Origin of the sequence: Chitinophaga sp. GbtcB8 (assembly GCF_019091455.1) — a bacterium.
Lineage (GTDB): Bacteria > Bacteroidota > Bacteroidia > Chitinophagales > Chitinophagaceae > Chitinophaga.
The window spans coordinates 452387-478193 of sequence record NZ_JAGXJN010000002.1; the positions used below are offsets into that span (position 1 = coordinate 452387).

At 43.3% G+C, this 25807-nt stretch carries 15 protein-coding genes; 11 read left to right on the top strand and 4 right to left on the bottom strand.

Features of this window, described 5'->3' with window-relative positions:
- The first annotated feature begins 11 nt into the window (after nucleotides 1-11).
- The 7 genes from KVT36_RS04795 to KVT36_RS04825 all read left to right on the top strand — a co-directional run bounded on the left by KVT36_RS04795 (nucleotide 12) and on the right by KVT36_RS04825 (nucleotide 16198).
- Nucleotides 12-2684: an outer membrane beta-barrel protein gene (locus tag KVT36_RS04795; protein WP_217602362.1), complete on the top strand. Its 2673-nt coding sequence runs from the start codon at nucleotides 12-14 to the stop codon at nucleotides 2682-2684.
- Between the two features lie 98 nt (nucleotides 2685-2782).
- Nucleotides 2783-7009: a lipopolysaccharide assembly protein LapB gene (locus KVT36_RS04800; RefSeq protein WP_217602363.1), complete on the top strand. Its 4227-nt coding sequence runs from the start codon at nucleotides 2783-2785 to the stop codon at nucleotides 7007-7009.
- 398 nt (nucleotides 7010-7407) lie between these two features.
- Nucleotides 7408-8448 (top strand): YafY family protein, encoded by a 1041-nt coding sequence (locus KVT36_RS04805; RefSeq protein WP_217602364.1) that lies wholly within the window; start codon nucleotides 7408-7410, stop codon nucleotides 8446-8448.
- A 53-nt stretch (nucleotides 8449-8501) separates the two neighbouring features.
- Nucleotides 8502-9974 (top strand): class I SAM-dependent DNA methyltransferase, encoded by a 1473-nt coding sequence (locus tag KVT36_RS04810; protein ID WP_217602365.1) that lies wholly within the window; start codon nucleotides 8502-8504, stop codon nucleotides 9972-9974.
- Nucleotides 9975-10078: 104 nt separating this feature from the next.
- Nucleotides 10079-11212 (top strand): restriction endonuclease subunit S, encoded by a 1134-nt coding sequence (locus KVT36_RS04815; RefSeq protein ID WP_217602366.1) that lies wholly within the window; start codon nucleotides 10079-10081, stop codon nucleotides 11210-11212.
- A gap of 24 nt (nucleotides 11213-11236) precedes the next feature.
- Nucleotides 11237-14605, top strand: coding sequence for a DEAD/DEAH box helicase family protein (locus tag KVT36_RS04820; RefSeq protein ID WP_217602367.1), 3369 nt, complete (start codon nucleotides 11237-11239; stop codon nucleotides 14603-14605).
- Between the two features lie 57 nt (nucleotides 14606-14662).
- Nucleotides 14663-16198 (top strand): DEAD/DEAH box helicase family protein, encoded by a 1536-nt coding sequence (locus tag KVT36_RS04825; RefSeq protein ID WP_217602368.1) that lies wholly within the window; start codon nucleotides 14663-14665, stop codon nucleotides 16196-16198.
- A gap of 148 nt (nucleotides 16199-16346) precedes the next feature.
- Here KVT36_RS04825 and KVT36_RS04830 read toward each other — a convergent pair whose 3' ends face one another.
- From KVT36_RS04830 to KVT36_RS32950, 3 genes are read right to left on the bottom strand one after another with little or no spacing between them, the layout of a single operon-like run.
- Nucleotides 16347-17738 (bottom strand): hypothetical protein, encoded by a 1392-nt coding sequence (locus tag KVT36_RS04830; protein ID WP_217602369.1) that lies wholly within the window; start codon nucleotides 17736-17738, stop codon nucleotides 16347-16349.
- Between the two features lie 32 nt (nucleotides 17739-17770).
- Nucleotides 17771-18301, bottom strand: coding sequence for an RNA polymerase sigma factor (locus KVT36_RS04835; RefSeq protein WP_217602370.1), 531 nt, complete (start codon nucleotides 18299-18301; stop codon nucleotides 17771-17773).
- Between the two features lie 18 nt (nucleotides 18302-18319).
- Nucleotides 18320-18454, bottom strand: a complete 135-nt coding sequence (locus KVT36_RS32950) for a hypothetical protein (protein WP_256449939.1) — start codon at nucleotides 18452-18454, stop codon at nucleotides 18320-18322.
- A 220-nt stretch (nucleotides 18455-18674) separates the two neighbouring features.
- On the opposite strand from KVT36_RS32950, the gene KVT36_RS04840 reads away from it, so the two are divergent.
- The 3 genes from KVT36_RS04840 to KVT36_RS04850 all read left to right on the top strand — a co-directional run bounded on the left by KVT36_RS04840 (nucleotide 18675) and on the right by KVT36_RS04850 (nucleotide 21497).
- Nucleotides 18675-19478: a hypothetical protein gene (locus KVT36_RS04840; protein ID WP_217602371.1), complete on the top strand. Its 804-nt coding sequence runs from the start codon at nucleotides 18675-18677 to the stop codon at nucleotides 19476-19478.
- A 44-nt stretch (nucleotides 19479-19522) separates the two neighbouring features.
- Nucleotides 19523-20203, top strand: coding sequence for a hypothetical protein (locus KVT36_RS04845; RefSeq protein WP_217602372.1), 681 nt, complete (start codon nucleotides 19523-19525; stop codon nucleotides 20201-20203).
- 76 nt (nucleotides 20204-20279) lie between these two features.
- Nucleotides 20280-21497, top strand: a complete 1218-nt coding sequence (locus KVT36_RS04850) for a dipeptidase (protein WP_217602373.1) — start codon at nucleotides 20280-20282, stop codon at nucleotides 21495-21497.
- Nucleotides 21498-21502: 5 nt separating this feature from the next.
- On the opposite strand, the gene KVT36_RS04855 is transcribed toward KVT36_RS04850, so the two are convergent.
- Nucleotides 21503-24451, bottom strand: coding sequence for a hypothetical protein (locus KVT36_RS04855; RefSeq protein WP_217602374.1), 2949 nt, complete (start codon nucleotides 24449-24451; stop codon nucleotides 21503-21505).
- A gap of 391 nt (nucleotides 24452-24842) precedes the next feature.
- Here KVT36_RS04855 and KVT36_RS04860 point away from each other — a divergent pair, with 391 nt between their 5' ends.
- Nucleotides 24843-25784, top strand: coding sequence for a serine protease (locus tag KVT36_RS04860; RefSeq protein WP_217602375.1), 942 nt, complete (start codon nucleotides 24843-24845; stop codon nucleotides 25782-25784).
- Nucleotides 25785-25807: the final 23 nt, after the last annotated feature.

The window sequence follows — 25807 nt, forward strand, 5'->3', positions numbered from 1 at the left end:
TTGTTTTACAGATGAGTAAAATACTCCTCATCGTATGTATTGTTACCCTTTGCCCTCTCATAACCTGGTCTCAGCAATTACAAACGGCACGGGTAAAAGGCCGCATTATTGAAAAGGATACACAACAACCTTTGGCTGATGCAAGCATTACGCTGTTATATGCTAAAGACTCAACACGCGCAGCATTTACTTTTGCAGGCCGCCAGGGTGCGTTTGAAATAAAAGGTATAACCCCTGGCGCGTACCTGTTATATGTAACTTACCTGGGGTATAAAACGCTGCTAAAACCTGTACAGATATTACCGGCAGATACCCTTACAGACCTGGGCGGCTTAGCGCTGCAAAAAACCGGCGTGAACCTGCAGCTAGTGGAAATAGTGGAGGCAGCTGTGCCCATGACCATGAAAAAAGATACGCTGGAATTTAATGCAGATCATTACAAAACCCGCGAGAATGCTTTAATGGAAACTTTGCTGAAAAAATTGCCGGGCGTACAGGTAGACCCAGACGGTACCATACGCATAAACGGAGTGGAGGTTAAACGGATATTGGTAGACGGCAGGCCCTTTTGGGGCAATGACCTGAAGCTGGTGATCCAGAATTTGCCGGCAGATATGATCAACAGGATACAATTCATTGACCGGAAAAGCGAGCAGGCACGGTTTACTGGTATTGATGATGGGGAAAGGGAAAAAACGATCAACATCACCATCAAACAATCGCGTAAACAACAGTTTTTCGGAAGGGTGGCCGCCGGTTACGGTACGGAAGAACGTTTTGCAGGGAACGGGAACCTGAACCGCTTTAGTGACGGGGAGCAGCTATCTTTTATAGGCAGCGCCAATAATGTTAACAACCCCACTTTCCTGGATGGAGGCGCAGTTCCCAGGAGCAGTGGGCTGAGCCAGGCCTGGAATGCTGGGGCTAATTACAGCAAAGACATAGGCAAACAATGGCGGTTGAACGGCAGTTATACTGCTAATGGCAATAACACGGAAAACATGATCAGTAGCGCACGCCAGAATATTTTGCCGGATACTACCTATTATTATAACCAGCGCAGCCGGGCGTCAGCTAATACTCATAACCATACTATTAATACACATATCGAGTTCAGGCCGGATTCAATGAACCTGTTGACCATGGAAGGTAATTACAGTTATAACAGTGGTAACAGTGATCAGCAGCGTACTTACACCTCCCTGAGTGGCACGCAGCAGCTGGTAAATTACGGCAGCCTGCATAATACAACCGGCAATACGGCTCCTTCTCTTAATTTAGTAGGTAATTTCAGCAGGCGGTTCCGGAAACCCGGGCACACATTCAGCGCAAGATTAAATGCTACTAATAATAACAGCAGCAATGAGGGATTTAACCGGTCCGATAATTTCTTTATTCTTCCTGGTGGTGATACACAGGCGGATACTATTAACCAGCATAATAACCGTAACAGCCGGCAACAGATCTTGCAGGCGCTGTTAGTATATACGATGCCTGTTTTTAAGAATTACTATCTACAGGTGATGTATATGCCTACCCGGCGGTATAATACGGCTGAAAAGTATACCTATGACTTTAACCCTGCCAAAAACAGCTATGACCATTTTAACGATAGCCTGAGCAACTCTTTTGAAAGTACTTCGATTTCACATTATGGGCTTGTGAACATACAAACGCAAGGGGAAAAGTATGATTTCGGCATAGGGCTGGCAACGTATATAAATAGCCTTCATAACGAGGTTAGCGGGCAGCCGGAACTCCGGTTACATATGCACAGGATTTATCCCAAAGCGTTTTTCGGCTATGCCTTTACCAGCCATAACCGCCTGCATATGGATTATACCGGTGTGCCTCAATTGCCGGACCTGGCCCAACTGCAGCCGGTACCGGATAACAGTAATCCCTTATATATACAGCTGGGCAATCCGGACCTGCAGCCGGCCTTTATACACAGCGCCAATATAAAATATGAGGCGCTTAACCCGGTTAGCATGCGGAGTTTTTTTGTGAACATCAATACCTCCGTTATCAGCAACAAGATCATTAATGCCAGCTGGTTTGATTCATTAGGGCGCCAGGTAAGCCAGCCGCTGAATATGAACGGGAGCTACAGAACCAATATAAACATGGTAAATTCATTTCCGTTAAAAAAGCTACAGACCGCCATTAATACCAATACCACCTTTAGCTATAACCGTGATGCTGGTTATGTAAACGGCCAGAAAAGTTATACGGGTAATTTTGGAGTGGACCAAACCCTGGGTTTTAATTATTCACACGCCACACTGTTTGATTTTGGTGTGAATGCCAGTGCGCATTATAATGCCGTACGGTACTCACTGCAAAAGACCAGTAACACCAATTACTTCAGTTATGGTTTTTCCTTTAACGGCAATGTGCAATTGCCGCTTGGGTTTAGCATTTATGCAGCTGCCAATTACTGGCTTAATACCGGGCTGGCTGCGGGGTACAACCAGCACATTACCTTATTGAACGGATATATAGCTAAATCCATGGCCCATAACCGGGCACTTTTGAAGTTGCATGTATCTGACCTGCTTAACCGTAATACGAGCATTGAACGTACGGTTGGGCAGAGTTATATAGAGGATGTGCAAAGCAATGTGCTGCAACGGTTTTTTATGTGCAGCTTTACTTATTTTATTAAGGAAAAGAAAAAGTGAGTAGTACATAGGTACAATAACCCGGTATTAACATATTACGGGTATGTGGCTTTAATAGTTAGTATACCTGACTATTTTTAATTATATATTATTTACCTATGGGATTGTCAGAGAAGCTGAATGATATATCATACTATTTTACATTGTGGGTTAATAGTTACAATAACGGGGACCTGGTAACCGCCAATGCCCGGATTACTGTAGAAGCTATATGTAAAGCCTGTATTTTTAAGCGGAAGGGGGATATTGTCGGTGAAAGAATTATTAATGGAAAACATGACGCTATTCCTGCGCGGTTTGTACCAGATACTTATACCGGGAAATTAAACCTGGAGAACCTTATACATACTATTGGTAGGGATGAGCTTAGGATACTTATCGATAGCTGCCTGCAAAATCAATTTGAGATTGTCAGGAATAAGGGAAATAATGGTTCACACCACCAGGATGATCCGCGAAAAAAAATAACCCAGGATGATCTGGATATATGCCACCATGCCCTGGTGCCTATTGTACGGTGGTTTTATGCTGATGTTATGGGAATGCCGCTACCCATGGAAATTGAAGATGCAATAGCGGGCAAGCCGCATGTACCTAGTGGCGCCTCCTTTCTAGAGCGGTGGAACCAATTTTATAATGCCTGCCTGGAATTTGATGCCATGAGGTACCAGTATATACTGGTTTCTCCGGAGTATTTGTCTGCAAGCGCCCATACCGTAAAATCCTTTTCTTTGCTGCCATGGCGGCTGGTTATTGACTTTAACCCGCAGAGCGATGAGAACGAGCTAGGCCTACTTTATCATTTTAACCAGGAAAGAGGAGCTTCTAATAAAATTTCGTATACAATAGAAGACAAGTGCTCATTTGATCCCGGATTTCCGAGGTATTGGTTTATGGCAAACGGGCAGGGAAGCATAACTCCTATTAAGGAATTTAAAATATGGAATAATAAATATAAGAGTAAAATAGCCGATCCGTTATACAAATCCTTTATAAAGGGCTCCCATACTAAGACACGCATTGTGGTGCTTGTTAACCCTAGTAAAAATTATGCGTATGCCATTATAGATGCTTTAAACATTGTGGATGAGGCTAACCTACAGTTTGTTATTACCACTGACGATATTACACTTTATGAGCAGGTGCTGGACACTTATTCTAATGTACAGATTATTACCATTTCGCCGGAGGAGATTGCCGCCCATATTGAAAACTATGCACTATTGGGTAACGATAAGCAACCTTCTGATGCCTATTGGATCCCTTCACGTGCTGATGAAAAGAGTGACGGGGCAAGAATGAAGCAAGAAGATTATGACTTGTTGCTGTCGCTGGAAATAGAGGTGCTTCATAAGGGGATTGCAAATTTGATAGCGTCTGACGAGGAAAACGGGTTTTACCGGGGTAAGGTAATATCCTGGAGGGATCTGGCGGAACAAAAAGATATTAGAAGGAGCCCGGTTGATGAAATACAGCACAAAATAAAGATCAGACTGGATTTAAATAAGCTTTGCTTATTTGAGCTGATACATGAAGCAGGATCCGGAGGTACTACGGTGGGCAGGCATATTGCCTGGGAACTGTCGAAAAACTACCCAACAGTGGTAGTACACAAATACGAGCCCAGAAAAACCATTGATGCGCTGCGAACCATTTATGACAAGTATACCAAAGGCAGCCTTCCATTGCTGATACTTATTGAGGCATTTGAAATAAGGGACATGAACAGGTTGTACCGGGACCTGGCAATGACAAAGAAAAATGCCGTTATTTTTGTGATCAGGCGAGGCCCGCATGAGAATGCACCGGATAAAGCTTATCTGCCTGCAAGATTATCCTTTCAGGAAGTTCCAGCGTTTGAAAGCATGTACACCGCACTGGCGCCGGCGATGAAGGAGCGTATAAAATCTATACCTGGGAAAAACGAGTCAACACCCGGATATATTACACCTGTACTTTATGCCTTAACTGCATACGGCGATGATTACCAGGGAGCGGAAGATTATGTAGTTAAATGTTTTAATGGCATTTCCCTTGAGCAGAAAAAACTGATTGGTTTTATAACCATTATTTATAATTACACACAACGGTCTGTTGCTGGGGAATTATTTGCACCGCTTTTTAAAGTGGACCGTGATAAATGCGACCTGATTTCTGTATTGGGAAGGCATCATGCGCTGCTGCCATTATTACATGAGGAGTTTAACGAAGAGGGTTATTTGAACCGGTGGCGCCCACGTTATTCAGTCTTATCCCAGGAAGCCATGAAAATTATACTTGGCGGTGGAATAGAGACCAAGGAAAACTGGAAGAATAACCTGGGCAACTGGCTGATTGAGTTGATAGATATGATTAAAACAGCGGTACCCATATTGGATGAGACAACAGAGCAGATCCTGAACAGCCTTTTTATTGAGCGACATGATTTTGATGGTTCCGGAAAAGAGCAGGAGTTTACAGAGCTGATATCGGATGTGGCGAACCCCCATGATGCCATGGCGATATTTGAGGTGCTTGTAAATTCCTACCCGGAAGAGGCCCATTTTCACGGGCACTATGCCAGGTATGCCTATAGCCCCAAAGTAAAAGATTTCGAAAAAGCTATTTCTGAGGCGCAGATTTCTCTTACAATAGCTCCGAATAATTCCGGGCTAATGCATACGCTTGGCATGTGTTACAGTGAAAAAGCGTCAAATAAAATAACGGCTGCCACCCAGGATGAGATACCCGATGAAGATAAAGAGTATGAAATCAGGAACCTAACTGATGAAGCATGTACCATATTTGATGAAGTCATAAGATTGGATGCATCCAACATCTACGGTTATCATTCCCAGATAAGCTGTATTATACGGGCTATCAATTACGGGTTTAAAACATTTGCGGCCTCCAGTAAAAAGGATGTTTTCCTGTCAGACCCAAGCCATAACTGGTACATGGAGAAGTTGGATAAAGCCACTTTTCTACTTCGGGAGGCGTTTTTTCTGATTGAACAGTCCAAACAGATGGACAACCGGTATAGGATACAGCGGTCAGCAGAATATATACTGAAGAGCGAAACACATTTGATCAGAACAATTGGTTCCGAGCTGTCTGCGAAAAATAGGTTTGAGCAGTTAATTAATAAGACACCGTCCGGATATGAATTTATGCGGCCGCGTTATAAACGGATGTTTGTAACCTGCCTGCTGGCCTCAAAAGCAATTCATGAAAAGGATTTATTTAACTCCTGGAGCAGGATATCTGAAAGTGAGCTGCTGCAATGCATCAAATACCTTAACGAAAACATTTTTGATGAGCCGGATAATGCACAAAATATCAGGCTCCTGATGCAGGCCGTGCGGTTTCTGAAAAATCCGCCAGATATAGCTTCCTGCATTGTTAAGATAAGCACCTGGACCCAGATTGCCGGCCAAAACAGCAACTCTTTGCTGGAGGGGTATTATTATTTATATGTGTTAAATGCCATACAGGCCATTTCAGAAGGAGCTGCATTTGATAATTCAACTACTACGAACGTACGGGAAATATTGGCACTTATGAAGCCATATGTGAATAACGACCGGTTTTGTTTTGAATGGCTTGCTCCCGGTAAGGGAATAAGACAGATGCTGAATCACAAGAGCCTGGGCGATTTTTCGTTGGATTTTTTTGACCGGAATAAGCAAAAGTTGCGGGAGGCTTTCGGCAGAATAAAAACTGTGCAAAATTCACAGCAGGGTATTATTGTACTGGATTGCGGACTGGAAGCATTTTTTGTTCCCCACCACGGAGGATTTAGTGAGAGAAGTGTTAATGACAGAGTTAAATTCTTTGTTGGATTCCGGTATGATCAGATCCAGGCCTGGGCAGTTATTCCATTCAATAGCAACCGGGATGAAGTTGACATAAAAGTGAAAGCGGAAGATGAAGAGGAGGTTATTCCCCTGCAGGCAGCCACTGAGGAAGATGTTGTTGAAAAGCCGGTATCTGAGGAACCTGTAGTGCGGCCGGTGCTGGCGCCACCTGTAGTAGTTGGGAAAATTGATTTGAGTAGTACGTCCGGGAGGCCGGCGGGCATTAAAGTTTATAAGAAACAGGCGCCGGTTGACGGGAATGTGTATGCCGGGAAAGTAAAAGGTATTAAAGGATCCCGGGCCTTTATTCAATGTCAGGAAATTGACCGGAATGTAATGTTCTATTCTCAGAAACCGGTAGATGCCGCCTTGCTTAAGAAATTAGCAGTAGGACGGGAGGTAACATGTTCTATTTGCTTTGTAGCTGGGAAGCCGGAATTTGACAGGGATGGTAGAAATTATGTAGCAAAAGATGTGATAATTAAATAAAAATAAAAGGAGCTTCATAATTGAAGCTCCTTTTATTTTACGCTAGCTGGATGAGCACCCAGGTTACCGCTTTGCCCCCGTAAGGTGGCATGCGATTCCCCTTCGCTATCGGGGCTGTTGTAGTAGGCGTACCTACTACCTTCCAAACGCCGCTTTCAGGACATGTTTCGCCTGTGCCAGCCGTTCTTCCTATAGCCATAGTATTCGGTTTTAAATGGCTTTCAGCAAAGAGAGTGAAAACCGTGTCTCCCCTGAGCTCTTACAGGCGGAACTCAATAGCCTTAATTTTTTTACTATTATGCTGTTGTAATGCAATGAGTCAAAGCTAGCCGTGCAGGATGCACTCTTTTTGCATCCTGAGAGGGACTTACTATATTTATATATTCAATCTTTAATCAATGCCCGCTAATAAAAACTTTGCTTTCCGCATTGCGATTCTGGATGAATGCTTACGCAACCGGAGAAGAAAATGGACTTTACAGGACTTAATTGATACGGTTAATGACAAGTTATGGGACCAATTTGGGCAAAAAGACGTACGAAAGCGGACTATACAAGATGATATTAAACAGCTGGAAATGACCCTGGGGGCGCCGATTGAACGGAGAAAGGAGGGACGGGTTACCTATTTTATGTATAGTGACCCTGATTTTTCAATTAAAAATTTGCCGATCAGCCATGAAGAGGTAGAATATTTAAAGGACGCTATTAAAATTTTAAAGCAGGTGAATGATTTTAAGATCCTGGAGGAGGTAGAGGTAATTGTTAACAAACTTCAGCATACGGTGGATACCAATATTCCTGAAAGCCACTGCATTATACAATTTGAGAAGCATACAGTGGCCCGGGGAACTGAATATATTGATAATATTTTTTATGCGATTAAAGAAAAGACCCCATTAAGGATCACCTACCAATCTTTTAATGCAACAGCCCCCAACCAGTTTGTTTTTCACCCTTACCTGCTGAAGGAATACCGCAACCGATGGTTTTTATTTGGCAGGAAGGAAAATGATAAGAAACTGACAAATCTGGCCCTGGACCGGATACAGGAAATAAAAAACTCTTTGGTATCATTTATAGGGAATGACTTGTTTGATCCAGATATTTATTTTGAATCACTTATAGGCGTAACCGTGCCCACGGACGAAGTGCCTCAGCCAATCAGGATTAAAGTGTCCCGGTTGCAGGCTCCGTATATCAGAACAAAACCTATCCATCGTACGCAGCAGGTGCTGGAAGAATACCCCGATGGGGGCATGCTTATAGCGCTAAATCTGCTTTGTAACTATGAGTTACGCTCGGTACTTTTGGGTTTCGGAGGCGAACTGGAGGTTTTGGAGCCGCAGGATCTGCGGGAGGCTATGAAAAAGCTTTTCCTGTCAGGATTGGCCGTTTATTCTCCGGAGGATGCAAATAGGGTGCATGCATCAACGTGACTTTTGTTTTTCAATATGATTATAGGACTATCTTGCATCTTCAAAATATAAATATGCTTACATCAGAGCTTCGTACAGACATCGATAAGATTTGGAATACCTTCTGGACCGGCGGCATTTCCAACCCGCTGACTGTGATTGAACAAATTACTTACCTGCTTTTTATTAAACGTTTGGATGAACTGCAAATACTCAAGGAGCAACAGTCTACCTTATTAGGAACCCCGGTAGAAGGGCCTATATATAGCGAGGATCAAAAGGAGCTGCGCTGGAGCACCTTTAAAGATATGGAGCCTGAAACCATGTTTCAGCTTTTCAGGAAGGAAAATGGGGTGTTTGATTTTATGAAGAATTATGGGGGCACAGGCAGTGCTTTCGCCAGGTTTATGAAAGGTGCGGTATTTATGATTCCCACAGCCCGGCTTTTATCGAACGTGGTAGATATGCTGAGTGGTATAGATATGAAAGACCGGGATACCAAGGGCGACGTATATGAGTACCTGTTAAGCAAAATTGCTACCGCAGGCCAAAACGGCCAGTTTCGTACACCCAGGCATATTATTAAGATGATGGTAGAAATGATGGTGCCTACTACGGATGATGTTATCTGCGACCCTGCGGCAGGCACTTGCGGTTTTCTGGTAGGCTGTGCTGAATTTTTGCGTGAACACGCGGCCAGGGCCTTTTATGATGGGGCATTTACCACGCATTTTAACCGCCACATGTTTATGGGGATGGAATTTGACCCTACTATGATACGTATTGGCGCGATGAACATGATTTTGCATGGTATTGAAGAACCGGACCTGCGAGATGTGGATGCACTAAGTGAAGCAAATCATGCTTTTACAGACCAGGCAACACTGATGCTTGGTAACCCCCCCTTTACCGGTAGCCTGGATAAGGATGCTGTGGATGGCAGTATCTTGAAAATGGTAGATAGTAAGAAAACGGAGCTACTTTTCCTGGCTTTGATATTACGTGGGTTAAGGAAAGGTGGCCGTGCAGCAGTTATTATCCCGGATGGGGTGCTATTTGGTAGCAGTAAGGCACATAAACAGATAAGGCAACTATTGATTGAACAGCATAAACTGGAGGCGGTAATATCCATGCCTTCGGGTGTATTCAGGCCTTATGCAGGTGTAAGCACGGGTATATTAATTTTTACTAAAACTACTACCGGTGGTACGGACCATGTTTGGTTCTATGATATGAAGGCGGATGGTTTTAGCTTGGATGATAAACGGCAGCCTATACCGCAGAACGATATACCTGATGTGCTGGATAAATGGAAGAATAAGGGAGCTGCCTCTTTGGAAGGCGGGCGGGATACTGCGTGTTTTTTTGTCCCTGTTGAAGAAATAAAACAGCATGGCTATGATTTGAGCATTAACCGGTATAAGGAGGTGAAACATGAAGAGAAGGAGTATGAGGCGCCTGCGGATATTATAAAGACAATTGAGGGGTTGGATAAGGACCGTAGTGATGCGTTGGAACAACTGAAAAAGTTGTTAGCTGGGATATGAATTATTCTTTGGAGTTGTTACCATTGTTAGCATATTAGTACGTTGAGCATTAGATGGTAAACGTAAGAAAGATAAGCAATATTTATAATTAGAACAGATATTAGATGAGTTGGAAAACAATAAAATTGAATGAAATTGTATCAACTGCTAAGGGTAAAAAGCATAACGAGGTTGAAAATACATCGGCTACACGATATATTCAAATTGAAGATTTGAATGGTAGCTATATTCCCAAATTTACAGATGAAAAAGGTATTGATGTTTTGGCGAACGATGTAATTATTGCCTGGGATGGTGCTAATGCAGGGAAAGTTGGAACTAACCTCACCGGGGTAATTGGCAGCACCCTTGCCCGATTAAGGCCATTGAATGATAATGTCAATGGAAGGTTTCTATTTCGCTATTTACAAGCCAAGGAAGCTGAAATAAAGTCTAAAAGAACCGGAGCAACGATTCCTCACGTTAATGGAGGGGAATTGCGAAATCTTCAAATTCCTATGCCTCCGCTTTCTATACAATTGAAAATAGCTGCCATATTAGACAAAGCAGATGAACTACGCCGTAAAGACAAAGCCTTACTTGCTCAATACGATAAACTGTTACAAAGTATATTTTACCAGATGTTTGGTGATCCGGTAAAGAATGACAAAGGATGGGAAATAAAGACCCTGGGGGACGTATGTACAAGTATAAAGGATGGTCCACATGTATCTCCTCGGTATGTAAAAGAAGGTGTGCCTTTTATTTCGGTCAACAATATTATTAAAGGATATTGGGATCTGTCTAACGTCCGATACATTTCAGAAAAAGATCATGAAATTTATAAAGCAAAATGTAATGCCCGAATTGGTGATGTTTTATACACAAAAGGAGGGACAACCGGATTTGCAAAATGTGTCGATATAGATTTCGAATTTTCAAATTGGGTACATCTTGCTGTATTGAAATTTGATAGGGGACTTCTTGAAGGGAAATTTTTAGAAAGCATGTTAAATCATGACTTTTGTTATACCCAATCGCAACTTTTTACTAGAGGAATTGCTAATCGGGACCTAGTTCTTGGGCAAATGAAAAGAATTAAAATTTTATTACCTCCAATAGAGGTTCAACGGAGGTTTGCAATAATGGCTCAGCATATACTGGAGATCAAGCAAACCATGCTTAAACAAATAACCCACTCCGAAAGCCTTTTTCAAAGCCTTTTACAAAAAGCCTTCAAAGGCGAATTAATAAAATAACCTGGTTACACTAAAAACAACCTTATGGAAAGTAATTTTTCCTTTTTGCAAAACGAATTTCAACTGATGTACGCCACAGCGCGCAGGGCGGAGGAACAGGTATATACTGATCCGATGTACTGCGCTATACTTTGCCGTAAATCACTGGAAGAGTTTGTGAAGTGGTTGTATGATAACGATAGCGAATTAGCTATACCGGCAGATACCACGCTGAATTCCTTAATGTATGAGCAGAGTTTTATGGATGTTGTACCGGAAACTCTTTGGCGCAATATTAACCTTGTACGTAAGATAGGGAATAATGCGGCACATGGTTCTGCCGCAACAACCGTTAAAGACTCCCTGGTAGCATTAAAAATGATACACAGCTTTTGTTTGTGGGTAGTGCGTATTTACAGTATAAGCCTTACCCCGGTTGTGATATTTGATGAAAATATACTGCCGAAAGGAGATGCCATAGTACGTACCAGGAAACAGGCTGAACATCTTGCCCTGCAATATGAGGCAGTAAAACAGCAGCTGGAACGGGCCAATACAGCCTTACTGGAGAATAAGGAGCTGGCAGAAAAATTACAGCAACGGCTTGATGCCATACAGGCTGTAAAAGCATCTCATAAAACACTGCCTTTACCGCCGCTTAACGTTTCAGAGGCGGAAACAAGGCGGATGTATATTGACGTAATGTTAAAAGAGGCAGGCTGGGATATTACCCAACCTAATTTTGTGGAATTTAGGATTGCGGGAATGCAGACCGGAGATGGCAGGGCTGATTATGTTTTATGGGGGGATGATGGTAAGCCACTGGCTGTGATAGAGGCAAAAAGAACCTTAGGGGATGCCCATGAAGGTCAACGCCAGGCAGAGCTTTATGCTGATGCGCTTGAGCGGATATACAGCCAGCGCCCTATTATTTTTTATACCAATGGTTTTGAAACTAACCTGTGGGATGATCTTTTTTATGCACCCAGGAAAGTACAGGGGTTTTATAGCAAGGATGAGTTGCAGTTATTAGTGAACCGCCGTATTACCCGCAAGCTTTTGCATACCCAACGTATTAATAAAGATATTGCAGACCGGTATTACCAGGAAGAAGCGATTAAACGCGTAATGGAAAGATTGGAGGATAAAAAAGCCAGGGGGACTTTATTGGTAATGGCTACCGGCAGCGGTAAAACAAGAATAGCAGCAGCCATAACGGACTTGTTGACCAAGGCAAACTGGGCTAAGCGGATCTTATTTCTTGCTGACAGAAACGCTTTGGTAACACAGGCAAAAAATGCTTTTAATACCTACCTGCCGCAGCTTACCGCTATTGACCTTACCCGGGAAGAAGAAGATACTGCGAGCCGGATTGTATTCAGCACATACCCTACCATGATGAATAAGATAGATAACGCGAAGGCGGAAGGAAAGCGTTATTATGGAGTAGGACATTTTGACGTAATAATTATTGACGAGGCCCACCGGAGCATTTACAAGCGTTACAAAGCCATTTTCCAATATTTTGATGCCATATTTATTGGGTTAACCGCCACACCAAAGGCGGATGCGGATAAAGATACTTACGAGCAGTTTGGCCTGGAGGTGCATCAGCCAACCTATGCCTATGAGCTGGATAAAGCTGTGAGTGATGGATACCTGGTACCGCCAAAAGGTATTAAGGTGCCGCTGAAATTTGTAAGGAAAGGTATTAGATATGATGAGCTGAGCGAAGCGGAAAAAGAAGCTTATGAAAAGGAGTTTTTAGAAACATATGGAGAGGTACCCCAGGAAGTAGACAGCAGCGCAGTAAATACCTGGCTATTTAATAAAGATACGGTAAACAAGGTGCTACAAACACTTATGCAGAAGGGTTTGACTATTCAAGGGGGAGACCGCCTTGGTAAAACAATCATTTTTGCAAAAAATCATGAACATGCCGTTTTTATTGAAAAGTGTTTCAATGAATTATACCCTGAAGAAAAGGGTAAAATGCTGCGGCTCATTGATAATACCGTGTATGATGCCCAGGATATGATTTATCAATTTGCTAATCCTGAGAATACCGACTTCCAGATAGCCGTTTCGGTGGATATGCTGGATACCGGTATTGATATACCCGAGATTTTAAACCTTGTGTTTTTTAAACTGGTACAGTCGAAAGCCAAATACTGGCAAATGATTGGCCGGGGAACACGTTTATGCCCGGGTATTTTTGGGCCTGGCCAGAATAAGGAATGCTTTTATGTTTTTGACATATGTGGCAACATTGAATTTTTCAATAGTGGTATTAAGGAATCAGAGACAGGGGTAAGGATACCTATGAGTGAACTAATTTTCAAGAAGAAATTAAATATAGCTTTTTTGCTTACCCAACATCCTGCTGCGGAAGAGGAAGCAATTTTTTGTGAGCAATTGCTGGATGAGTTGTATGCTATTGTATGTTCATTTAACCCGGAAGATTTCAGGGTAAGGATGGAACTAAGATATGTAGAGAAGTATAAAAACCGCGACCGGTGGAATGCATTGGATTTAAGCGATGTTTACGAGATAGAAAACCATCTTGCTCATTTATATACAGATAGTACGTCTACAGAATCCGCCCGCCGGTTTGATTTACTGATGCTTTCACTGATTGCACAGCAAATAGAACAGTCTTCCCGTATCAGGTATTACCAGGGAAAGATAAAAGATACAGTAAAAGGGTTATTGCGGAAATTAAGTATTCCCCAGGTAAAACAACAGGAGCCCTTAATCAGGATGTTGCAGGAAGAACCGTATTGGAAAAATTCAGGAGTAACCAGCCATAACGAAACAAGGCTTGCGTTACGCAATCTTATTCAGTATATAGATGTGGAAGGACAAAAGCTCCTTTATACCAATTTTACCGATACCCTGGATAATATTGAAGAGGTAGAGCTGTTAACCCAATACCAGGAGTTAGGGGATCATAAAAGAAGGGTGGAAAAAATTATCCGGGATAATTATGATCATATTACCATTCACCGCATTCGCAATAACCAGCCTATTACTAAATCAGAACTGCAGGAACTGGAACGGTTGTTATTTAGTATTGATAAAGGTGGTAATAAGGAAATGTTGGAAAAAGCCATGGATGGTAAGCCGCTTGGAAAATTTGTGAGAAGTATTTTAGGGTTGGAAATAAATGCGGCGAAGGAAGCCTTTGCTGAATTCCTGGATAAAGGGAATTTTTCTGCGCAACAGATTAATTTCATTAATACTATTATTGATTACTTGAGCGTTAAAGGCACCATTGATAAACAAATGCTTTTTGATCAGCCTTTTACTGATTTTAGCGACCAGGGACTGAGTGGAGTATTTGATTTAACTCAGGGGGCTAAGATTATTAGTATTGTTGATGGCATAAATAATAATGCAATTGAAGCCGGGTGATAAAAGTACAGAGGGGGTATTGGAGAGAAGGAATAAGTAATTATTATTTTATTTCTCATGAAAACACGCTTTTCAGAAGCAGATACAAGGGCTGAATTTATAGAGCCTGCACTTAAAAGGAGCAAATGGAAACCTCAGAACATTTGCCGGGAATACTGTATTACCTATTCTGATGGCAAAATAGTAAGACGTGGATTTGTTGATTATTTATTGATACATAATAATATACCCGTAGCTATTATAGAAGCCAAAAGAGCAGGTAAACGAGCCAACGCCGGTTTACAAAAGGCTATAAAATATGCGAGCAATAAACAGTTGCGATTTGTATATGCCAGTAATGGGAAAGACATCTATGAGTTTGATATGTATACGGGGAAAGGACAGTACATTAATTACTTTCCTACTCCCGATGAACTACTGATGAAAATAGCCACTCCATACATTTCATTGCAGGAAGAGTTACATAAAGCCCCAACACACCTGAGAGAGAATGAATCTATCCGGGAATACCAGTATGATGCAATAGAAATAGTAATGAAGAGTATTGCGAAGAGAGAAGGAGGGATATTAAACATGGCACCCGGCACGGGAAAAACTTATGTGACCTTTCAAATATTGTACAAACTATTTCAGTGTAACTGGAATATTGAGGGGGCGAACAGGAAACCAAGAGTACTGGTTCTTACAGACAGGCAGGAGATGATTGAACAATTTGTTAGTTTCTTTAGCCGATACGGGGAAGATTATATACTGACCGATCTTAGTAAAGAACAAAAGACCGGTTTTTCAGTTGAGGGAAATATATTTTTATCTACTTACCGGCGATTTTCCTTCAAAAAGAAGAAACATGAATATTATAAGATATACCCAAAGTCTTTTTTTGACATTATTATTATAGATGCCTATAAAGGAAGAAGCATATCTCAGCAAGATATTTTGAGTGACATACTAAAGTATTTTAATGACGCCATACATTTCGGATTTTCCGGTGTGCCGCAAATGGCAAGCGACATGTTTGGAAGTGAACCACTTTATCAATATACACTGGAAGAAGGAATTAAGGACGGCTTTCTTTCACCAGTTAAAATTCACCGTATTAGACCGTTTAATTTATTTGGTGAGTGGGAAATAACAGATTCTGATATAACCTCCCCAGTGTCAGTGAGGTTTATTGCGGAAAAGCTACTGGAATATTTACCCCCTTTGGGGAAAACAATTATTTACTGCGTAGATCAAACGCATGCATTAAATATATGTAATGCTATTAATGAAATGTACCTCATTCATATATTTGGATGTTGTGCCCGAGTAACAACGGCTGATGGCGCCGCAGGTAAAGAAACTTTAAAACGGTTTAGAAATGGTGGATGGGGCGCTCCGGTGATATTGACTACCGTTGACAGCCTGTCAACGGGTTTGGATATAAGAGATCTGAGTAACATTGTCATTTGTAAGCACATTTATGAAAAAAATAAACTCCTCCAGCTAATTTCAAATGGCACCCATTTAGCTGAGGGTAAGGAATGCCTTAATGTAATTGATTTCACTCACGCAACGCTTAACCTCTATAACAGCTCCAATTGTTTGTATTGACAGCATTAGGAGATTATTGTTTTTACTAAGAATAACCTCATTATTTCTCATCTTGTCCCCAAAAGATGCAGTCAAAGCAGCGGATTCCCTATTGAGGGTGGCAAGGGCGAAGCTGAACCTAGTTAAATATTCCAGTGGCTTCCTTTTACTACCTACCCCCCGCATGCGCCCTGATCTTCGTATTACACAGCTCCAAACTCTTAATATCCCCGGCTACCACAAAATACTTGTGAGTGGCATAGGTTAACCGGTTCACAATGGTCAGCTCCTGCTCCGAAGACTGTTCAAATGTTATGGGTGCATTATTCAGGTCCGCAAGCCAGGCGTCGTCCAGATCATAAGGTTGTAATCGCAGGCAGTAGTCTTTGGATAATGGAAAATAGATCACTGTATCCTGCTTTATATCAGCCAGCAGGGTATCAGGGTGGGAAGCTTGTCTGGACTTACACCATTCCTCAATACTGATACCAAAACCGGCATTATCCGATGTTACCCAGGAGTGCCCGGATGGACTTTTAAGAATGGCCCATTTTTTAAGGGACAATTTCTTTTCACAAATATCATTGATAATGGCGGCGAGTTGAGACCTGGTCTTTAATAGAGATGCTTTTTTGGTTTCCCGGTCAGGCAGGGGAGACGCGTTGCTTCCGGATCGTTTCAACTGGGTAAAGAAATTTTCACACATACCAGGATCGCGCAGTTTTGAGTAATACAGCCATTCCACCAGCTCTTTTTTGAATCCTTCACTTTTAACAGGCCGTTCCTTTTTTATCTTTTTAAGGAGCTTCTCAAGCAGGATTTCTATTCTGGCTTCGAAAATGATATTAATACGGTTGCTGAAATGTGTCCAGCCATCTAATGGCATATGCTCCTCTATATATCCAACAGTAGTGCATTTAAACTGCTGGTTCTTTAATTGTATGAGGTTAATAGGCCGGTTGTTATTATGCTCATAGAATTGTTCCAGGTACACGGAGGAGATAAAACCTTTCACCTGTTCCCGTTCTACAGGGACCGGTACAAAAAAATGAACGGAAATACCCATGTATTCCTCTTTAGGCTTAAAATGATGGTCTGTAATATACATGCGGCGATACAGAGCATTTATAAAGAGGTGGAACGGCCGGTTGGCCACTGTTAACGCTTTTGCCGTAGCATGATGCAGTTTCAGAAAAGTATTTTTATATAAAGAGGGACTGAGTGCGTTAATAGAGGGCGGATCCTTTATTGGCAGCGGACTATCTTTCCTGGTCTGCTGAATGAGATCAGTAAGGAACTCCCTTACCCTGGTCTTTTTACGGTTGTAGTGGGCTATTAAGCCATCTAAGGTGGTTAACTGATGCATAGCCATTACCTCTTTCAGGTATTCTACCGTTTGGGCTAAGCGGTTGTTCTTTATAAGGGAGCCTATGGGTTGATGATTGAACAGATTTTCATAGGCGAGGATCAGGTCATTTTCGTCCATATCGTCATATATACTCACAAAACCCCTGAGGAATCCTGTGAAAGTATCAGCTATCTGCTTATTTATCTGTTGCATACTTTTTAGATTAACTTTTGAGTGAATAATAATTACTTCTTTCCTTTCCGGTTCAACCATTTCTTTAGCCGGTACACCTGCATTTTTACAGCGCCTTCTTTTATATTAAGGATTTGTGCTATTTCGCTGTAGTGATATCCTTCGGTTATCATCTGAACGATGATCTTTAGTTCCATTTTCCCGGCTTTTGCAGGCAGATGATCCTGCAGGTCTTTGTTCATCATTGTTTTAAGAGGATCCGGGTCTTTACTTTCTTTTTCAGGCGAGCCTTCCGATGTGTGTTTAAAAGGTTTGTTTTTTGACTGCTTTATGTACTCAGACCAGGTATTACCTGCTTTTATGCGGATGAGCTTTTTTAGTGGGTAATTGGCGCCATTAGTGGTGCGACTGTATTGCAGTGCTTTATATGCCGTTTGTTGTACCAGGTCATCTTTCATCAGGGCCCAATCCGCCGTTCCCGACCTGCCGGCATTTTTAAGCCTGAAATGGAAGAACTTGTCCAGTTTTGGATGCATATCCTCAAAAACCTTTGCAAATTCAAGATCCCGTTCATAATTAAGCATAATAGTTGGTTTAGAGCGTTAAAGCCAGTGTCCTGTCATCAGCCGGAGCAGCATGAGGAATAATACGATCCATACCACCAGCCAGGGCGGAATGTTATAGATGAAGAACCTGATGTGGTTTTTCTTATGCGGTATTTTGATTTTCAGATCCATAAAATGGTGTTTATATTAAGAACTGAAATTGTGGGGCGGAAAGTAACAGGGGATGGAAAATGTTATTGGCTGGTGATATAGAATAAGACGTTTGTTCATTAGATATGTACTAGCAGGTAAGGGACTTTGTAGGTTGGACCAAAAAAGTTATTGTGGAATAGTACAACAACAGCGATTTTCAGTATATTATAGTCATGTTGTTTTCTAAATAACAACCAAAATGGAACAATCACCCCATTCCCCTTCCCCCGAACAAACCGCCCTCAACGAAGCACAGCTCAAACTAAAAGAGCAGCAACTAAAAGTTGAAGAGCTCACCTTAAAAGTAGCAGACCTCAAACGGCCGGCATACAAAAAATTAAACTTCTGGACCAGCTCTTTCGCCGTTGTAATTGCCTTAGGCGGTGTAATAGGCCAGAACATCGTATCGAATATACAGTCGAAAACCGCGGCACTGGAAATGAAGGAGGCGCAGGTAAAAAAAGATTCGGCCATAAAAGCCGTGGCTGCGGCTGAATTAGCCAGAGATGCAGCGAAGAGCAAACAATTAGTGGCCCAGCAGGAGTATGCGGCCATCCAACTTCAAACAGATAGCGCCAAAAGAAATATTGCCCTTATCCGGGCCCAGGTTTATTCCATGCCCTGTTCTACCGGCCGCACGGATACTATTAAAACATTGCTTAACAAAGCCACAGAACAGCTGAACAACATTGCCCCACGTGTATATATCCAGATAGCAGATGAAAGCCAACGGCCTGTTGCCAAATTATTGCAAAATGAGCTGAGCAAAAGAAATTTTATAGCACCAGGAGTGGAGAACGTTGCAAGGCTGAAAGCGAATATCCCGGATAAGATAGAGGTAAGATATTACCGGGATGAAGAGCGCGGGGAAGCTGCTGAAATTATTCAGATCCTGAAAACGCTGAATTTAGGTCCGACTTTAAATGAAAGCCCTGTGAGGATACCTGGAAACGGCAGAGGGACCAGGCCCAGGCATTACGAGGTTTGGTTTACTAACCCATGATCCGCCGCCTTTACTAATTTTATACAACCCTTAAACGAATAATGATGAAAAGAATAATTACAGGACTGTTGATGTTATGCATATTTAATGCAAATGGACAAACATCGCCTGAGAATAACCTGCTTTTTAATGCTTTTAAGCAGGGAAATGTGAATGGCGGCGGTAATTGTGCTTCCATAGCTTTAATCAAAGCCTGCATTGGTACCTTTGGTGTGGGGAATGTTTTTAGATATGAACGGCATAATGAGGACAGCCTGATCACCGTTATACTGAGGAATGACAGCTCATTTAATATTACTTATGAACAGATACGTACCGCTACAAAGGAAAATGGTTTTGTTAACAGATCAGATCTGCCGGAGGCTAAGCGTATCCGGGATTATGCAGATACCTGTTTTGCGGTAATGGTGAAAATGAACCAGCGGTTACGGAATTTGCCGTCCTATGGGCAGGCTCTTAACAGCCTGCTGAATGGCTATAATACACCCACTGTTTACCGTTTGTTAGGTGTTAAGTTCAAAAACCTTGGTAAGGCCAATCTGAATACCAATGCAAATCTTGTTACTTATAATGCCTATCATGCTGTTTATTCAAGTGATGGGTATTATGATGAAACAAAGGCTCAATCCGGATATGCGCCCAACGGAAAGTTTAACAATAACAGGGCCGGTGTTAAGTGCGTGCATTATGGTTGTAAGCCAAGGGCGGCATTGAAGGTTTTGTAGAATTTATCTTTGGTCTTACCAGGTTTTTTATATATTCATTGTCTTTTTGCCATTGGCAATTGCCTAATTGAAAATCATGGAAAGAACCCAGGAGGAATGGTCCCGGCGGAAATTTATCACCACAGTAACCGGAGCTGGCGCAGTAATGATGTTGAACCCATTGTTAACATGGGCTGTGAACGATGTAGACCCAGAGGTAGCTGCAATTGTATCCAAAACCATCGGGATTGATACCCACAATCATATTGATGTTCCGCTTAACGCAGCGGAATTACCGGGCCCTAAAGTAGACCTGGCCGGCGAAATGAAGAAGTCGGGCTTATCGGCCATCTGTATGACATTCGCCGTAGACTATCAGCAGCTACGTAACCCGGGAGATGCCTATAACCGGTTCATAAACGGATTGAATGCAATGGACAAGGTGCTGGAAAGTAACAACATGAAGCGCTCCATGAACCTGGCAGACCTCCGTGCCGCTCATAAAGAACACAAGCCAACCGTTATTCAATCGGTAGAGGGCGGGCACTTTCTCGAAGGACAATTAGACCGGCTTGGAGTAGCCTATAACCGGGGTTTGCGGCATCTTGGACTACTTCATGACAACGATGCATCCGTACCATTGGGCGACGTTTATACAAACCCCGCTCGCTGGGGTGGACTCACCACGTTCGGAGCAGATGTTATCAAAGAATGTAACAAATTAGGCATTCTTGTAGACCTTGCACATGCTAGCAATGAAACGATTGACGCTGCATTAAAAGTGGCCACCCAGCCAGTAATCATTTCTCATACGGGCCTTGATACCCAGCTGGGGCAGAATCCGTTCATGGCCAAAATGATGCGGCCAAGACTCATCAGCAAGGAGCAGGCTAAGATCGTTGCCAACGCAGGCGGCGTTATTAGCGTTTGGACGCACTTGGCAGATACGCCGCTGGAGTATGCCCGGAACATTCGGGTACTGGTTGATGTTATGGGAATTGATCATGTCAGCATTGGCACAGATACCAAGTTAACTCCTGCTTACAGACCTGCTGGTGACTTTGGTCCTAAACCGGGTGGGAACAATCCCGGCAATCACCAGGACAGCATTCCACGCGGTAATAATGGCTCCGGTGGAAAAGATCGCGGCAGAGTGGGTGAACGCACAAACGAAGCCTGGCAGGACCAACAAACCGGTTTCTATTACGCGGTTGTTGATGCAATGTTAAAGACCGGTTTCACGGAGAATGAGATCGCCAAGATCGGCGGCGGTAACTTTTGCCGCGTATTTGATGCAGCTACTGCAGGGCATTAGTAATTTCACCTGCACGCCCGTTCATTCTCCTCCCCACTCACCCCCATTATATCAAACACCTCCTTATCCATACCCGGCAGTGACTGATACCCCGCGCTCCACTCCGGCGTTTTCACATATCCCACTCCGCTAACACACACCTCCATCAAACTCCCCATCCGCGAAAGCGGAAAACCCAACCCAAGCGCACCAGAAAAAGCACTCCTGAACAGGCGTTGCGCTACTGTAAAAGCCAGCGCATGATCCATGATCTCCTTATTAACACCATCCTGTACATTCTGGTCAATGGTCCTTTGGATCATATTATTCGACTTAATGTACGGAAACGCCCAGGGGCTGTTATCCACCTCCGGGTGAAGGTCCTTTTTACAGAACCTGCTTTTATTATACGCTACCTGCTCAATAAACGTCAGTGTATTTAATGGATTATCGTCTGCAGGTAACATCAGCGAGCGAAGATCAGGATCCAGTAAATACGGATCCTCCCGCACACCAGAACGTATCTCCGATTGTGTGATGAGAATATCCCCTGCGGTCATATTACCCGGGAAGCCGGCGTTTATTTTATTAAAGAATTCTTCTCCTGTAGCGCTGCTGGCGAGGTGGGTTACGATTAAATCAACCAGGTACTGGTGGTAATAACTTTTTTTAACACGCATAGGGGAGAGCAGGGGATCGTTAAATACACTGCCGTTTAACAACTTTTGCTTTAGCAACGTAAAATTACTAATAACAAAACCGGTGAATTGTTTGTAAGGCCCTTCTACCAGGAAGTTTTCCGTACCCTCATAAAGATGCCTTTTAAAGATCAGGTAATAAGCGCATGCATCATACATGAACTTTTGATAACGGAACTGCAGCAACGCATACTGGACCTGACCGGAAGGCTCATTGTACGCATAGGTATCTACAAAACGGTCCATGCTGATGATGTTACAGCCAAGCGGGGTGTTTACCAGTGCCGGATGCATCAGCACCCTTAGGGGCAGGGCGCCATCAGTACAGTTGATCATAGTGGTAGCTACGGGCCTGGCATCTGCTGCATAGGCCAGGGCCTGCGCAATAACGGGTTTGGAAAAACTCCCCAGCTTATACTTTTTACCCGCTGCATCAATAAGGGTAATATGCACAAAACCTGCGCTATCCTCCCATTGCATGTCACGGATATCCGGTGCTGCGGTGCTGCTTTTTTCAGGACTTCGCCCTATTAATACCCCGCCGGTCCAGGGGTTAGCGGAAAGGTTGGAAAAACTGAAGGCATTATTAAAAGCTTCCTCGCGGGTAAAGGCCACAATGCTGGTGGGCGAGAACCGTTTCAGGGGTTTCATGATCACAGCATAATGCGTGGGAACAGAAGATTGCAGCGAATTGGGAAAGTAATCTTCATAGGTGCTTAGTCCGCCGGCATAAGCGGCTTTAATGTAGGGCCTTACCAGGTTGTTAGCCGCTTTTTCTACATAAACATCCAGCCGGTTTTCGGTCATCTGGTATTCCGGCTCTTGCATGCGGTTATAGATAATAGCGGGCGGCGCCTGCCTGATGGCGTTGTTCATCTTCTCAAAAGGAAGGGGATGTTTTTTGAGACGGTCCTTGATTTTGGTGAGATGGTCCGAGATCACGCCACCGGAAGAGGTATGTCTGATGTTATGGATGGATGCCATCACGGTTTTGTGATCAATGAAAATAGATGTTAGCAGATCCCTGGCTTTCATTTCCAGAATATTATCAAATGCTTTCTGAAAGCTGCGGGGAAAGGCGGCCGTGAAAAACTTTAGAAACACCTGTTCTCCTAACAGGTTCTTAAGTATTTCTTTTGACCAGTTATCAGCCAGGCTATCGTGCAGGTTTTCAAAGCTCATGGTAATTACATCATCGATGGTTACCTGGTCATTATACATGTTGTTAAGGTCCCTGAGCTGCGTGCGGAACATCTGTTGATCCCGGGCGCTTAGCCTGCTAACTGCGGTGCTAAGCCTGGCCTCCATTTTTTTGCCAAAGCTGGTAGCAGGGCCAGGCTGCGCTGTCTGATATGCATAAGCTTTAATGAAACTGGTAGCTGCCGGCGACGGGCTGACGGGCTCAAAGTTATCAAACGGATTGGTAGCCTCATAAGCATGCGGATCTGCGGCAACTTGTTTCTGCGCAACGTATGCCTTTAATAAGTTTTGCCTTACCTGGGTGCTCACTAACTGGAACTGCTGTACGCTATCCAGGCTTACACTGTCGTGCAAAAAGGAACGCATAATTTCCCGTTCCATGATGCGGCTTAATCTGGCAATACCGGCGCTCAGATCTGCGGAGAGGGGCGTCTTCTTTTGAGTACCCGGAGGAAAATGCAGGTTCCACTTTTCATCCAGGGTTTGGATGTGATGCGCAACAATAATATTTTCCAGGTTGTAACGTGCATTTACAGTGGCAAATGGTACCTGGATGGCCTGCAATATTAGAAGCGAAGCCAGTAGTATTACACCGGAAGTTATGGAAAGTGCTGTATCTGTTTTGTTAACGGCGCTGTGCATGCCGGCGGATGTAAAGAAAGTGAATGCCCTACCGCTGGCGCGCTGCTGTCCATTTATTATGCCCGGACGTTTGGCATGTTTCTTTATAACGTAATAAATAACGATGAGCGCCAGAACAGGCATCAGTGCCAGGCTTAGCCATTGCCAGCTTGCATGGAACGCATCATGAAATTGTTTTAATGCACGTAGCGGGGCAAACAACATACGCGCAAGCACAACGTTTTCACCAACACCAGTTATATTATTGAGCATAAAGACCAACACCGCTAAGAGTGTATAGGCAATAGCCGCTACAAGGAAAAATGTACGGATATAAGCGCTGAATGCAATAGCAACAGCGGATCGGGCGCCACTTAATACACCCGGATTTTTTGACAAAGTATTGAACAGGCTATACAAAAGCCAGGCCAGCAGGCATGACAGGTAAATGGGCATAATGCACGGCTTGAGGTTACAAAACGGTTTCCGCTTATGTTAAGTGTTAGTTCTTGCGACGGTCTATTTACAATGTCCCCAGTTATAATGAATACAAAAGGCAGCTGTTAATTGTTCATATAGCTATTATGTAGAAATTATTATTTAGATGATTATGTTAGCCCCCTGTACCTTCCTCTCTGAATACCGCTCCGGGCCTTTGACAGAAGCGGCTGCCGGCATAAAAAAAGATTTCACGTTGTTATCGTTATTAGCTATTTTTATGAGGAATCAATACCCCAACAACAGTCCTTATTTTAGCCGGCTCTAATTCCCCGAACGGATCAGTTTTCTCATCACCCCATTTAAAATTATTTCCTTCGAGCACTTCATTTTTATAAACCTGTTTATCATGCCTGATGTAGTACCTGTGACAGGATTGCATACCCCTATAACAAATATTATTACCTCTGAATCATCTGTGTTAGTGCCCATGGAATCGCCCGGATCGCCCGGTTATGGCGATATCTGGCCTATAACGGACGGCGCGGAAATAGAATATATACCCCGCATTATACAGGAGCTGGCCGGGGAGGACGAAACATCCTTTAACGTTCCGGACCTGTCAGGCCTGGCGGATATCGGGAATGCTTCTTTTGGTGCAAGTCCAATAAAGGAAGTAGTGATAGGGACCGATGAACGCGTACAGATCACAGATACCAAAAAATATCCCTGGCGCGCAACAGCTTCCCTGCTGATCACTGCAGCCGATAATACGCAATGGATAGGTACCGGCTGGTTTATAAGCCCGCGCACATTGATCACCGCAGGACATTGTGTATGTATCAAAAACAGCGGTATGCCGGCCCGCGATGGCTGGGTAAAAAAGATCCAGGTAATGCCCGGCCGTAATGGTACACAGCTGCCCTTTGGCGGTAAAACCGCTACGGAGTTCTGGACCGTGCAGGGATGGGGCGAAAAGGGATTGGAGCACTACGATTATGGCGCCATTATTTTACCGGCTGCTTTTGACCAGGAGCTGGGATATATGGGTTTTGGCGTTTATGACGATAACCTGTTGCTGGCATCCATCGCCAACATTGAAGGTTACCCGGGAGATAAGCCCCCTGGCACCTTATGGTATGATAACAGGCAGATAGGCAGTGTGAACGCCGATAAGATTTTTTACGCAGCAGATACCGCTGGCGGACAAAGCGGCGCAGGCGTATACATCATTAAGGGCGGACAGCGGCAAGCGGTGGCTATTCATACCTACGGAGGCAATACCGCTAACTCCGGCACCAGGATCTCGTCCCAGGTTTTCTCGAACCTGGAAAGCTGGAAAAGATCATAATTCATCACAGATCCCAAAAAAAT

Excerpts from the sequence above, each read along its gene's own strand:
- KVT36_RS04795 (WP_217602362.1), top strand. The coding sequence starts at position 12 with ATGAGTAAAATACTCCTCATCGTATGTATTGTTACCCTTTGCCCTCTC.
- KVT36_RS04800 (WP_217602363.1), top strand. The coding sequence starts at position 2,783 with ATGGGATTGTCAGAGAAGCTGAATGATATATCATACTATTTTACATTG.
- KVT36_RS04805 (WP_217602364.1), top strand. The coding sequence starts at position 7,408 with ATGCCCGCTAATAAAAACTTTGCTTTCCGCATTGCGATTCTGGATGAA.
- KVT36_RS04810 (WP_217602365.1), top strand. The coding sequence starts at position 8,502 with ATGCTTACATCAGAGCTTCGTACAGACATCGATAAGATTTGGAATACC.
- KVT36_RS04815 (WP_217602366.1), top strand. The coding sequence starts at position 10,079 with ATGAGTTGGAAAACAATAAAATTGAATGAAATTGTATCAACTGCTAAG.
- KVT36_RS04820 (WP_217602367.1), top strand. The coding sequence starts at position 11,237 with ATGGAAAGTAATTTTTCCTTTTTGCAAAACGAATTTCAACTGATGTAC.
- KVT36_RS04825 (WP_217602368.1), top strand. The coding sequence starts at position 14,663 with ATGAAAACACGCTTTTCAGAAGCAGATACAAGGGCTGAATTTATAGAG.
- KVT36_RS04830 (WP_217602369.1), bottom strand. The coding sequence starts at position 17,738 with ATGCAACAGATAAATAAGCAGATAGCTGATACTTTCACAGGATTCCTC.
- KVT36_RS04835 (WP_217602370.1), bottom strand. The coding sequence starts at position 18,301 with ATGCTTAATTATGAACGGGATCTTGAATTTGCAAAGGTTTTTGAGGAT.
- KVT36_RS32950 (WP_256449939.1), bottom strand. The coding sequence starts at position 18,454 with ATGGATCTGAAAATCAAAATACCGCATAAGAAAAACCACATCAGGTTC.
- KVT36_RS04840 (WP_217602371.1), top strand. The coding sequence starts at position 18,675 with ATGGAACAATCACCCCATTCCCCTTCCCCCGAACAAACCGCCCTCAAC.
- KVT36_RS04845 (WP_217602372.1), top strand. The coding sequence starts at position 19,523 with ATGAAAAGAATAATTACAGGACTGTTGATGTTATGCATATTTAATGCA.
- KVT36_RS04850 (WP_217602373.1), top strand. The coding sequence starts at position 20,280 with ATGGAAAGAACCCAGGAGGAATGGTCCCGGCGGAAATTTATCACCACA.
- KVT36_RS04855 (WP_217602374.1), bottom strand. The coding sequence starts at position 24,451 with ATGCCCATTTACCTGTCATGCCTGCTGGCCTGGCTTTTGTATAGCCTG.
- KVT36_RS04860 (WP_217602375.1), top strand. The coding sequence starts at position 24,843 with ATGCCTGATGTAGTACCTGTGACAGGATTGCATACCCCTATAACAAAT.